Here is a 13,191-nt window from a genome sequence, read left to right as displayed (position 1 = left end):
CAGGGAGGATTGACATGTCAGATACCGGAACAACCGTTAAAAATAACCCTTATATACAACCTCATTTGAGTTATAAAGGCAAAAAAGAATTCACCACCGAGCTCGACCAAAATGCCTTTATGAAGCTCATGCTCGAGCAGTTAAAGCATCAAGACCCTATGTCCCCAATGGACAACTCTCAGTTCATCCAGCAAACAAGTATGCTGACCATGGTAGAAAAAATCACAAAAATGACCACGCTGATGGAGCAATCGAACAACAGCATGGTCACTTTGGAAAAGTATGAAAAGCTAGTAGGTCGTACAGCCTCGTATTCCCTTACTACAAAAGACGAGATGACGGGAGAAACTTCGACGCAGCAGAAAGAAGGCGTACTTGATGCCGTCTACATGGATCAAGGCAAAATCTACTTCCGCATCGCAGGCGAATCGACACCGATTCCGCTCGCAGACGTCTCCGGACTGGAATCGCAAGGTCTCGCTGGCAATACACTCGATAACAGCGTGAAGTACATGGAGATGATCGGTCGAGAGATTTCCTATAAAGTTACCAAGGAAGTCGACCGGGATGGCAATCCAGATACCACACACGACGTTTCCAAGGTGGATGAAATCTTGAATGGCGTCATCACTGGCTTTACTACCAAAAATGGTACCGCACAATTCCAACTGGATAATGGATCAACCGTAAAAGCCGAAGAAATCGTAGGCATGACGGTGAAACCTGAAAACAGAACGATGGGCAACTCCCTTGCCTACGCGCAAATGATCGGCTACAACATCACGTACAATCAGTCTCAGACGAATCCTGACGGTACCAATACCAATACGCCTCTTACAGGCGTGGTCAAAGCTGTCAGCATGAAAAACGGAGTAGTCGAATTCGTCCTCAAGGATGATAAAAAAGTCGCTCTCAACCAAATCACAGGATTCGAAGCAACTGCCTAGAATCCCATACAAAAAGCCGCACATCTTCGCAATCGGAGAAGGCGGCTTTTTCTTTTGCAGGGTGCTATTCGTTTACGATCACTTTCCCGGTTATCGCATCCACATAAAACGTATCATCTACTTTAAATTCTCCCCCGCAGAAGCAATGCGAGCGAGTTTGACGGAACGAAAGGTCATAGCCGAGCTTCCAGGTAATCGTGTCTTTCTTATAATCTGGCTGGTGGATGTAGGTCAGCTCAAGTGGATAGGATTGCAGTAAACGGTTCATGGCCACTTGTTCTTTAAGCGCTTGGGAACGGGCCGGGTATTTGACACTGACCGGTTTGTTTATGCTCACCTGCTCCCATGTACCCGTCCATGAATCGATCCGAATCGTATACATCCCCTGTTCCACACTCTGGTTGATCCCATAAACTGGAATGCCGTTCACAAGGGGATCAGCTATGATCGAGGTGTACCTTTCATCTCCATCCTCCGTTATTTGAATCTGATTGCTTCCAGACGGAGTCAGTCTTTTCAAAAGCTTATCCGCTTCCATCCGATCCCGCTTCTTATCCGTTTTCACGTTTGACCAGTGCGGATTGTTCACCTTTGTGGAAAATCTAAGCAGTTCACCAGTCTTTGCATTCGTCACCAGGAGATGATGCTGCTCGCCGTTACTGCTTCCCTCAGGAAAGGTAGCCATTCGCGATATCTTGTCGGCATCGGGAACCCCCTCACCAAAATTCCCCCATATGAAATAACGAAGAGCTGGACCATTATCGTAACTAGCCTCGTAGATGGACAGCGGCTGTTTTTCTGTTTCGATTCTAAACAACATGCGTAACAAATCACGCGCTTGCGTCTCTGTTTGCGCTACCCACTTCTCACCTGTTCCAGTCACATTGATGGTCTGAGACGGGGTCGTTGTCGCTCGGGTATTCGTTGTTAATAATCGTTTACCACTAAAGGCATCCAATGCACTACCTGTATGTTGTTGCGTTATGATTCCATTTTTCAGGACATAAGCGAGCTTTGCTTCTACCTGATCGCTTTGATTATGAATGGGCAATAAATAAACAAGTTCTAATGGACGGCTTTCTTGCCACTTTCGTACTGCTTGTTCGGAGGAGATGACGCGCTGAGGAGATGGGAGTAAAGAGGGACTTACTTTTTCGTATAATCTGCCATCAAACGTAGAAAACCAAACGATTCTTCCCGATGCATCAAAACTGACAAGACAATCATAATCGTCATCGAGCACCACATTATTCAGGACTCGCACCAGTCGAACCGTCCATAAGTCCTTATTTTTATAAACCTCTCTCGCTTGATAGGTGTTACCTGTGCCAGTCCCCTGCAATCCAGCGACAAAAGCTAGCGCACGTGTTTTTGCCTGCTGCTCAGTCGGGTAGGCAGGCTTTGTTGCTGCTTTCGGGGTAAGATTCAGTCTGAGCAACTCTCCTGTCTGTCCGTCAAAAATCGCATCATCCATAGACAGTTCAGCCTCAGCAGCAGACTGTGCAAACGTGACCACCACCCCGCTAACACCGGGTCCATCCACATCACCACCGTAAACGACATAGCGCGAAGACAGCTCCGGTAAAAGCTTGACTAGCTTTTGGACACCTTTCGTCACATGCATCGGCACAGCCACAACCGATTGAGCCTGCGCTACGGTCACATGACTCGTTGCGCCTACTCCTGATAAGGGGCCGGCAAAAACTGTGGCGGCAGCTAATGTACCTGACAAAAACCACGAGACCGTTCTTTTCACTTTGAACACCGAACCCACTCCCTCTTTTTTCCTCCTACATTGAGACGCAACAGCTACCCGTAAGTTACCAAATGGACAAGCTTTACTCGAAAAAAAGAAGGTATGCACGTTTGTCTGCATACCTTCTCCCCCAACTATCCTTATGCTCCTACATTCAGCTTCTCCAGCTTCTGCTTGATCAGCTCGACTACACTGGCGCGTTTCAAATCAACAAATGCACGGGTATTTGCATCGGGAACCACAATGATCCCCAGTTGGTGATGATTACCCGCATAGACCGCACACTGTACGAACTTCAGCTCGCCTTCACGCGTGAGTACTTCCATTTTGCAAAAGGCAGGATTGGCTTGTAACGCCGGATATAAATCTTCTTTTTCCCGCACCGAAATGCCATTTACTTTCACGATAATCTCACCGGGCGTGATACCGATCTCCTCTGCTCTCGTACCCGGAATGACACCCATTACTTTTACACCACGCGAAGACTGGATGAAATAAGGTGAACGCTTTCTTTCTTGATACTGACTCCAGAAAAACAGTGCCTCATGACCGAACAGTGCAAAGATCGCGGCCAGCAAGATCAACGGATAAAACCATACAGCCAGAGCGCACAAACCCAACAAACCAATCGCATACAGTGTCAAATTTTTCGCAACCTGCGTTGCTTTTCTATACGGAGTCATCGTTTGTGTCATATCAGAGAATCCGGTCACTGTCGGCAGAAGCATCAATCCGAATGAAGCGGCTTCCGGCGAAAAGAACGGCCACCCTGGATACAACGCACCGCTGATAGCGCCAGGCTCCATCTGTACGAACAGCACGGTTGGCGTCAGCCAAAAAGAATGAAGCAAATAGGCACCGACGATCCGACCACGCTGCCCTTCCACGAACAGCGGAGAAGCGTCCCGCCCGCCATTCCAGCGTACGAGCATCGCTTCAATCAGATGCATGACCGCAACTAACGCAAGCAACGGCAACGGTTTCGCCTGATGAATCATTTCCCAGACATAGCTCAATCCAGGAACATCCGTAACCGGAGGAATGACCTGTGTGATCGCGTGTAAAATCGCCAAAGTCCCTGCAGCATATGCGAAACAGAGAAACCGTAAACGAATCAACGCCAAGATGAGCGCCAATCCCCATAGTATCCACAAATCCTGTGCTTGCACGACCACGCCGAGTCCTGCACTAAGAAGAGAAATAAGCAAGCCTCCCACCAATCCCATCCCTACAGCCCGTATCGTCGAGAGCAAGGGGGACTGAATGCGTGCAGAAAAAAGCTGTCTTTCCAGGTTCATCTGTCTGCGATAATGCAAATAAATAAACACCAGAAAGAGATAGAAGACAGGATTGATAAAAAATGCGGCAAAGCCATATGCAATGGTAAGCATATCTGCCTGTATCGCCAATTGCCTCACCTCAATTAAAAGAAAGAAAAACCACGGCATTTGATTTGCCGTGGTTATCATTTCTACGGAAAGCAGGGAATTACCTGCTTCCATTTTCTTGATTATTCATTACTTACCCGTGACTACATCCAGCGCTTTTTGCAATTGCAGGTCATTCTCTGGCTTCGTCATCGTTTTACGGAGACTTTCTTCCAGCGAAGAGCGTGTCTTCGCGTCTACTTTGCCAGTTACCTCAAGTTTGTTGGAGGTTTGGAACTGCTTGATTACTTCCTCTGTCTTTTCATCAAAATAGCCATCTTCTCGTCCTGGGGACAGATTCAAGCCCTTCAGGATGAGCTGCAGGTTTTTCACGTCAGTGCCAGCCATATCGCGCTGCAATACTTTATCTGCCGGCAACAGAGTTGCGTTGAAATAGTCTGGTTGCTTGACTGCAAAGTCTGGCGTAATGCCTTTTTTATGGACCCATTCACCCTTCGGTGTGACCCACTTGGCAATCGTCAGCTTCAATTGGCTCTTGTCGTTCATTTCCATGGTACTCTGAACGGTTCCTTTACCAAAGGTCTTCTCACCGACCAGCTTGTAGTTGCCGCTATCCCGCAGAGCACCTGCGAGAATTTCCGAAGCACTGGCGCTTCCGCCATTAATCAGTACCGAGATTGGGTAAGGCTTAGCAGCTTCTGTAGTCGAGAAATACTCTTCCTTTTGCTGTCCGCCATTTCCATACTCGATTTGCACGATCTTACCTTTATTCGGTACGAGGATTTCTCCGATTTCTTTCACGGCTAACAAATACCCGCCCGGATTGCCTCGAACGTCAATGACCAAACCGCCAATCCCCTTCTGTTCGAGAGCAGCCAGTTGATCTTTAAAGTGCTTAGCTGTTTCTGTAGAGAATTGAGTAAGGTTGATCACGCCTACTTTGACACCGTTCTTCTCGAGTATCTGACTGTTTACCGTCTCAATTGGAATATCGTCACGTACACACACGATGGTAAGAGGCTCTGGCACTCCTGCTCTCACTACTTTGAGAACCGCCTTTGTTCCTTTTGGACCGCGAATCTTCGTCACTGCCTGATGCAGGTCCAATCCTTCAAGAGATTCATCATTTACGCTCAAAATTTGGTCGTTTGGTCGCAGCCCTGCACGCTCTGCTGGGGAGTTTTTGAATGGCGAAACAACCGTTACCCGACCATTTTGCATCGTTACCTCTGTCCCGATCCCTTGGAAAGTCGAGTGTAGGGTAGATGTGAACTCCTCAGCAGAACGAGGGTCCATGTAATCACTGTACGGATCTTCGAGCGACCCGACCATTCCGCCAATTGCACCCTCTACTAACTGCTCATTGGTGACATTTTGGATGTAATCTTTCTTGATTGCTGAAAACGCCTCGTACAGCTTCTGGAACTCTTTCGGATAATCTCCGCTCCCAGAAAATAACGCCATGCTGGATGCTGTTAAAGCTCCACCTTGACTCGAACTGGCGCTAGCCGATGTCTTCATGATCGCCATCGTAATAAAACTACTGGCTACCATGGAGATGAGTACAAGCGCGATAACGGTACGTCCTTTCCATCTCACTGTTACGTCACCATCCTTTGTGCTACCGGAAAAAGATATGCTGCTAGTGTATGCATGTTCCGTTAACAATATTTGTCTGGTCGCACGAGGGTCTACTTCAAGTATGGCATCGGGTTGACCTCAACATCGTTTTTATAGACGGTGAAATGCACGTGATTCCCAGTTGAGCGACCGGTAGAGCCTACCTCCGCTATCTTTTGGCCCCTCGATACGGACTGGCCAGCAGACACCTTGATACCGCCCTCGCGAATATGACCGTACAGAGTGGTAAATTCTGCGTTATGCTTGATCATTACAGTATTCCCGTAGCCGTTGGAATATCCGGCATAGATCACTATTCCGTCAGCCGCAGCCATGATTGTGGTTCCTTTTCGTGCTGCCATATCTACACCATTATGCCCAGCAGATCTACCCGTAAACGGGTCCTTTCGTACACCGAAACCAGAAGTGAAGCGAAATTGACCACTCGCTACTGGTAAAGCAAACTTTCCGCCCTTGTAGGCTGTACTGGAGGAACTCATTGCTCGTACCCGCTCGGCGTATTTAGCTGATTCCATTTTAGTGATCGACAAAAGCTCCTGTCCATACTGAACAAAATCTTCTTGAAGGGCAGATTCTTTCTTTTCCAATTCAGCCTTGACCACCATACTTTGCTTGTATTGCTTGTCCAATTCGACTTTTAGATCCTCAGCCTCATCAAACATCCCGGCGTACACAGTCAGTTGATGATCAATTTCTTTCTTTTTGGTCTCGATCGTTTCCTTATCGCGAATGTTATCCTCTAAAATACGCGTGTCCTGTTCTAAAATAAGCTGCAAGGCCTGCATGCGCGTCAAAAAGTCCCCAAAGTCAGAGGAACCGAGAAGTACATCCAAATAGGAGATCGTACCGCGTTCATACATGGAAGTCACACGCGTTCTGAGCAAGGCATCCCTTTTGGCTACGCGGTCTTTTGCTTCATCCAGTTGATCCTGAGCGTTTGCTGCTTTTTCCTTGGTATCATCCATTTGCTTCTCAAGCTTGTCCAGCTTGTTCTGTGTATCGTTGCGCCGCAAATCAATTTGCATCAATTGCGTCTCCAAGCCTTTTTTCTCTTTTTGCACGACATTGATCTGTTCTTCGGTCTTCTTCAATTGCTGCTGCTGGCTTTTCTTCTTCTTTTGGATTTCTTTTAGCTCTCGATTAATCTTGTCCAAAGAGGCCTTACTAGGCGCTGCCAAGCTTACATTTGTCGGGAGCACAGTACCAACCACAAGCCCAGTGATTACGAGTGCTAGCAGGATTCTCTTTCTCATGTTACTCCTCCCACGCTCTTCAAATTATTAAACTCGCAAGAAGCGACGTACGGACACCAAACTTCCCCAAATGCCGATGAATGCACCAATCGCAAGCAAAGCCAGCGCCACTTGATACACGAGCGGGAATAGCGGCAACAGTTTAAACAGTTGGGAAGCTTCAAAGCTGGAGTGAATGGCATCCAGGAGGTAGTAATACCCAACCGTTAACATAATGGTCGGAATCAATGCCCCTGCCACACCCATCAACAGCCCTTCCACAAAGAATGGCCAACGGATAAACCAGTTCGTGGCCCCAACCAGCTTCATGATTTCAATTTCTCTGCGACGTGCAACAATTGTTAGCTTAATCGTGTTGGCAATCAAGAACATCGCTGTAAAGCCAAGTCCAATAATAAAAGCAATCCCAACATTACGAACTGCTCCTGTCAAGGAAAACAGCTTATCCACAGTGCCTTCCCCATAGGTCAGGCTTTTGACATACTGGAAATTTTTAATTTGAGCGGCAACAGCAGCAGTGTCTTGCGGTTGCTTCGTTTTTACGGTAAACGCATCCGGCAGAGGATTGCTTTCCTCCAATCCTTCAAACAAATACGCTTTTTCACCAAGGCTCTCTTTAAACTGCTTCAGCCCTTCGTCTTTCGGTATAAATGAAACAGACTCCACTTGCGGAAGTTTCTTGATGTTGTTTTCAACCTGCGTGATGTTTTCTTTTGTCGCAAGCAAGTCCATGAAAACGCGAATTTCCACTTGTTTTTCGACGGATTGCGCAAAGTAATTGACGTTCATCGCCAGAATGAGGAAAACGCCCAAGATAAAGAGGGTAATGGTCACGGCACTAATAGATGCGAACGACATCCAGCCGTTCCGCCCGAGGTTTTTGACCCCTTCACGGACATGGCGCCCCAGCGTCCTAATCTTCATAACCGTATTCCCCTCTCTGCTCATCACGGGCAATTTGGCCTGCTTCGATCGCAATCACCCGTTTTCTCATGGTGTTTACAATTTCCCTATTGTGGGTAGCCATGACGACTGTCGTTCCACGCTGATTGATTTCTTCAAACAGCTTCATGATTTCCCAAGAGGTCTCAGGGTCCAAGTTCCCCGTCGGTTCGTCCGCGATAATAATTCCCGGACTATTTACCAGTGCTCGCGCCAAGGCAACACGTTGCTGCTCACCACCGGACAGCTCGTTTGGCAGCATTTTGGCTTTATGCTTGAGCTTTACGAGTCCCAAAACATCCATTACGCGCGGCTTGATTTGTTTAGGATTGCTCTCGATTACTTCCATCGCAAATGCGACGTTTTCGAAAACGGTCAACGTCGGCAGCAGCTTGAAGTCCTGGAACACGACACCGATACTGCGACGGACTAATGGAATTTGACGTTCTTTAATTCTGCTGACATTGAAGCCACCCAAAAAGATTTGTCCTTTCGTCGGCTTCTCTTCACGGTACATTAATTTGATAAACGTAGATTTACCCGCTCCACTGGGGCCAACTACGTACACAAATTCACCCTTTTCGATTCGAATGTTGATACCTTTCAAAGCATTCGTACCATTCGGGTATGTTTTCCACACATCGAACATTTCGATCAAGCAAATCACATCCTACTTCGTCAGATCCTTCTCTATGTATCTTGATCCTGATTTTTTGTTAACGGTAAAATCGACAAAACCCCTCTACCCACTTGCAACCGCTGACATACCTTGTTGAAAAACAGCGGGATTTCCCATCTTATCCATTATACCACCACGATTCAAGGTTGGTATCCACTAAATCTCTCATTTCTTGTCGAAACAGCTTCGAATGTTAACAACTGTCACGAATTAGGGAGAAAATAAGATTGCACATTCCCGCCTAGCTTCATGGAAAACAGTTGGCTACAATGAGTGTGACAAGAAAGTCATCATGTAAAAGGAGCTGGTTATACCGTGGAAAATTTTGTTTACCATAACCCGACGCAGCTGATTTTTGGACGGGGTCAATTGGCCCAGCTCGATGAAAAAGCAAGACAGCTAGGTCCCACTGTTCTTTTGGTATATGGTGGTGGCAGTATAAAGCAAACCGGTCTCTACGACAAAGTGATTTCTCTCCTCCAGTCTGCGGGCTGCCGCGTGCATGAGTTGGCAGGAGTGGAGCCAAATCCACGTCTGAGTACCGTGAACAAAGGAATTGAGCTATGCCGCCAAGAAGGCGTTAATTGGATACTCGCTGTTGGTGGAGGCAGTGTAATCGACGCGGCCAAAGCAGTCGCAATTGGTGTGCCTTACGAGGGAGATGTATGGGATTTTTATACGCGTAAAGCGGTCGCACAAAAGGCTCTGCCCCTCGGTACCGTACTGACACTTGCTGCTACTGGTTCTGAAATGAACCGGGGAAGTGTCGTCACCAACTGGGAGACACAAGAAAAGTATGGAGCTGGCACGACGTTTCCGGCGTTTTCGATTCTGGACCCTGAGCATACGTTTAGCGTACCTCGCGACCAAACAATCTACGGAATCAGCGACATTTTGTCCCATGTATTCGAGCAGTATTTCACGCATACAACCGAAATTCCATTGCAAACACGTTTTGCTGAGTCGATCATGAAGACCGTCATCGAAAATGCAGAACGCGTCCTCACCAATCCGGAAGACTACGATGCCCGCGCCAACATCCTGTATTGCGGAACAATGGCATTGAACGGCACTCTCCCGGTTGGCGTCACAACAGACTGGGCAACCCACTCCATTGAACACGCTGTCAGTGCTGTTTACGACATCCCGCACGGTGGCGGTCTGGCGATCATCTTCCCGAAATGGATGCGCTATGTGTACCGTGAAAACGTCGCTCGCTTCGTGCGCTTCGCAACAGAGGTATGGAATGTCGATCCTTCCGGCAAGACAGATGATGAGATCGCCTTGGAGGGGATTGCCGCTACAGAAGCTTTCTTTGCGCGTATCGGTGCCCCGACCCGATTGGCTGATTACGACATCACCGATGAGCACTTGCAACTCATGGCCGAAAAAGCCACTCCGTTTGGCCCGATTGGTAGTTTTAAACAGCTTACTAGCAAAGATGTGCTACTGATTTTACAAAAATGTTTGTAAGGAGATTTTCTCAATTCTTCTCCGAGGATCGTTTAACCAAGAAGAATAACCAGATTGAATATCTCCTTAGATAATTTATAAGCATTGAGTATACACCTTTCTTAGATCGCATGGTTGCTCGACACTTCCATGACTCAATTTAAGAAAGGTGTTTTACTTCCAATCCATGGTTTTATCTCAAATACCGAATCAATAGGGTATCAAGAGATCCGGCTTCAATGTGTCGTATATTGTAATCCGTCTCCTTGCTTATAGATTTTGCTATCCCATTCCTATCAAAAATGGAAATGGTCAATTTTACCAAATTATTATTTACATAAAAATACTTAAATGATAATATTTTGATATTCCGTTTAAATGGAAAATATTTCAATCTCTGGAGGTATAAGTTTCATGAAAATCAGTCAACTTATATTCACTGCTACACTCGCTGTACCGCTTCTTTTCGGAGTTCAAGTAGCGAATGCTTCTGAAAACGCGACTTATTTTGCTCAAGCTGCCGCTGACCCTGTTTCAGTAACTCTTAAAGTTGGCGGAACTTATCAACTTCCAAAAGGCTTTACTTATTCTGTGTATCCAGGTGACCCAGATCAAATGGAAGCAACTGTAACAGTAGATAAAAACTCTGTTTTAAAAGCAAATGCAGTTGGGAAGAACTTGGTTATTCAATTGAAAAGTGGGAACCCAACTGGAAACTCATGGAGTGTATCAGTTACAAAAAAATAATAATCTTTAACAAACTCAGTAAACTCTGATCATCTTGTTATTACCAGTATATTAAATATAAATATGACCCGTATGATGGAACTTTAGTAAAGTGCCTCTCATATGGGTCATTTTTGCTTTACTACTGATTGCCTTATCAATACAACTTAACTTTTCTCTGTTCAGTAGGAGTGGTAAACGTTCCACTGGTTAAGCTCTCTACTGATCACTTTTTACTGTCCTAATGATCTTTTCTTAATTTTATGCGCGAATAACAGCACCAACGGTACACCGAAGCTATAAGTAAAATCATAGAATGGCCAGTACTTCGCAATGATGTCGCCAAAAACGACCATATTGGGTGAGAAAATCATGGACATCACCATGAGCAAAACGATGTACGGAAAAATTAGAACCCTGAAGTTGTCGATTCGAAAGACGTGACGGATGCCCAGATGAAAAAACAGACAATACAGCGTAATTTTGACGCTCACCGCGATAAACCAGATCACCGCGATAATCGCCTCTAGCCGCTGAATGAAATCCCCGAGCTTCAGCTGTTTGATAAGAACATAGGTCGGATAAAAATGCCGCGCAGTCTGATCTGCCCCCAAAACAAGGATGCACATCAGCATGATGATGAACAGCACAATTCCCCCAAGCAACGTCCCCAGAAAAAAAGATCTCATCCGTTTTTGGATGGGCGAGACAAACGGAAGAACCGCCATAAAAATGACCAGCTCTGAATAAGGAAAGGCAATTGCCGCCGTAGATCCTTGCAATATAGGCTTCCACCCATTTTCAAATACAGGTTGAATTCTCGATATTTCCGCCTGTGGCAGTAGAGTAATCATGAGTAAACCAAAAAAGAAAAAGAACCAGACAAAATAGATTTCTGCCGATTCTGCGACTGTTTGCAGTCCCAAACTGACACCAAACATAATCACAATGACAAACAACAGCTGTATCGCGAATCTTGGAGTCGAGACTAATAGATGCGTGCCAACAAAGTCGCCAATTTCCATCACATGCGCCCCTGCTGAAAACAGAGTATAGCTAATAAACGAGAGTGTAATGATCGTTCCTAGTACTCTCCCAACGGTTTGATCAACGAAGGTGAAAAAGCTTTGATTCGGATAAAGCTTCCCCACAGCTATGAGTAAGACAATATTGAGCAGTCCCACCACAAGCCCGACCAGGACAGATATCCACGCATCTTGTTTAGCGAGTGCAGCCGTCATGCCAGGCAGGACGAGAGCGGAGTCCCCAATGGTAACAAGGGTGACGAGCATCAATAGTTGACGGGGACTGATCTTGTTGGTTTCTTGCATGATTGCTCCCTGCTCTCTTTAGGCCTTCGATCCCTTTGTACAATTATTTCCTGCATGATTCGGCGCTAAACACATAGGCATTTCATGCTATGATAAAGAAATATATGTAAATTTCGAAATGGACTGGAGGACTGCAACTATGTACAGAGTAAAAAAGCAGGACGTGATTTATGCCATGTCTCCTGAGAATCGGCCGGTCTTGAAGGTAGAAGCAGGCAGTATCGTAACGTTTGAAACTTGCGATTGCTTTGAGGACCAAATCCAATCGGCTGATACCGTGTTTCAAGAGCTTGATTGGAATCGGATCAACCCTGCTTCCGGCCCTATTTATATAGAAGGAACAGAACCAGGCGATATTTTGGTTGTTCATATTCAGAAAATTGAGATTAAAAACCAAGGCGTAATGGTTACTGGACCAGAACTGGGTGTAATGGGATTCGCCCTGCAAAAAAATGTGATCAAAATGATTCCAATACAAGATGGACAAGCTGTCTTGTCAGACAAGCTTCAGGTTCCGATCAATCCCATGATTGGCGTAATTGGAACAGCTCCTGCCAAAGAAGCCATTTCGTGCGGTACGCCGGGCGATCACGGCGGCAACATGGACTGCAAGCAAATGCGTGAAGGTACTACATTGCTTTTACCTGTAAATGTTCCCGGCGCATTATTTGCCCTGGGTGACCTTCATGCTGCAATGGCTGACGGTGAAGTAGCTGTATGTGGTGTGGAAATTGCAGGGGAAGTAACCGTAAAGCTCGATGTGATAAAAGGAAAGCAGTGGCCGTTACCGATGGCAGTCAACCAAGAGCACCTGATCACGATTGCGTCAGAAAAACAGCTGGACAAGGCAGCGGATCGAGCGGTAATCAACATGGTACAATTTCTACACGAAGAGCTGGGCGTAGAAAAGGCCGAAGCCACTTTCCTACTCTCCGCTGCGGGCGATTTGCGTATCTGTCAGGTCGTTGATCCTTTAAAAACAGCCCGCATGGAGTTACCTCTAGCGTACGCAACCTCATTAGGCTTTGATTCGAAAATAATCGGTAGATAAGGATAGAACGCAAAAAAACCCCAAA

General features: G+C 46.3%; 11 protein-coding genes. 4 read left to right on the top strand and 7 right to left on the bottom strand.

From position 1 onward, the window contains the following. Nucleotides 1-14 precede the first annotated feature (14 nt). The gene (locus PMI05_RS05310; RefSeq protein WP_007718278.1) at nt 15-947 is read left to right on the top strand and encodes a flagellar hook assembly protein FlgD; all 933 of its coding nucleotides are present in this window, start codon (nt 15-17) and stop codon (nt 945-947) included. 64 nt (nt 948-1,011) lie between these two features. Here the strand turns inward: PMI05_RS05310 and PMI05_RS05305 are convergent, their stop codons facing one another. From PMI05_RS05305 to ftsE, 6 genes are all read right to left on the bottom strand, one after another. Further along, nucleotides 1,012-2,721, bottom strand: a complete 1,710-nt coding sequence (locus PMI05_RS05305) for a hypothetical protein (RefSeq protein ID WP_039960298.1) — start codon at nt 2,719-2,721, stop codon at nt 1,012-1,014. Nucleotides 2,722-2,843: 122 nt separating this feature from the next. Next, a complete protein-coding gene (locus tag PMI05_RS05300; protein WP_007718276.1) occupies nt 2,844-4,205 on the bottom strand; it encodes a PDZ domain-containing protein in 1,362 nt (453 codons plus the stop codon). A gap of 15 nt (nt 4,206-4,220) precedes the next feature. Continuing rightward, nucleotides 4,221-5,690 carry a S41 family peptidase gene (locus PMI05_RS05295; protein WP_007718275.1) on the bottom strand — a complete coding sequence of 490 codons (1,470 nt, stop codon included), beginning with the start codon at nt 5,688-5,690 and terminating at the stop codon, nt 4,221-4,223. A 92-nt stretch (nt 5,691-5,782) separates the two neighbouring features. Next, nucleotides 5,783-6,985, bottom strand: a complete 1,203-nt coding sequence (locus PMI05_RS05290; protein WP_007718274.1) for a murein hydrolase activator EnvC — start codon at nt 6,983-6,985, stop codon at nt 5,783-5,785. 27 nt (nt 6,986-7,012) lie between these two features. Beyond that, nucleotides 7,013-7,909 carry a permease-like cell division protein FtsX gene (ftsX, locus tag PMI05_RS05285; RefSeq protein WP_039960296.1) on the bottom strand — a complete coding sequence of 299 codons (897 nt, stop codon included), beginning with the start codon at nt 7,907-7,909 and terminating at the stop codon, nt 7,013-7,015. Then, nucleotides 7,899-8,585: a cell division ATP-binding protein FtsE gene (gene ftsE / locus PMI05_RS05280; protein WP_007718270.1), complete on the bottom strand. Its 687-nt coding sequence runs from the start codon at nt 8,583-8,585 to the stop codon at nt 7,899-7,901. Before ftsE ends, ftsX begins: the two co-directional genes overlap by 11 nt. A 336-nt stretch (nt 8,586-8,921) precedes the next feature. Between ftsE and PMI05_RS05275 the strand changes: the two genes are divergently transcribed. Together PMI05_RS05275 and PMI05_RS05270 are read left to right on the top strand one after the other, a co-directional pair. Continuing rightward, nucleotides 8,922-10,079, top strand: coding sequence for an iron-containing alcohol dehydrogenase (locus PMI05_RS05275; protein WP_007718268.1), 1,158 nt, complete (start codon nt 8,922-8,924; stop codon nt 10,077-10,079). Nucleotides 10,080-10,472: 393 nt separating this feature from the next. Continuing rightward, complete coding sequence (locus PMI05_RS05270; protein WP_007718266.1) at nt 10,473-10,805, top strand: hypothetical protein; 333 nt, start codon at nt 10,473-10,475, stop codon at nt 10,803-10,805. A gap of 212 nt (nt 10,806-11,017) precedes the next feature. Here PMI05_RS05270 and PMI05_RS05265 read toward each other — a convergent pair whose 3' ends face one another. Next, nucleotides 11,018-12,115 carry an endospore germination permease gene (locus PMI05_RS05265; protein ID WP_007718263.1) on the bottom strand — a complete coding sequence of 366 codons (1,098 nt, stop codon included), beginning with the start codon at nt 12,113-12,115 and terminating at the stop codon, nt 11,018-11,020. 139 nt (nt 12,116-12,254) lie between these two features. Here PMI05_RS05265 and PMI05_RS05260 point away from each other — a divergent pair, with 139 nt between their 5' ends. Then, nucleotides 12,255-13,166 (top strand): acetamidase/formamidase family protein, encoded by a 912-nt coding sequence (locus PMI05_RS05260; protein WP_007718262.1) that lies wholly within the window; start codon nt 12,255-12,257, stop codon nt 13,164-13,166. Nucleotides 13,167-13,191 lie beyond the last annotated feature (25 nt).

The sequence above is a fragment of the Brevibacillus sp. BC25 genome (assembly GCF_000282075.1).
Taxonomy (GTDB): Bacteria; Bacillota; Bacilli; order Brevibacillales; family Brevibacillaceae; genus Brevibacillus.
Note: the sequence above shows the minus strand (reverse complement) of the source record. Positions and strands in the feature narration are given on the sequence as shown.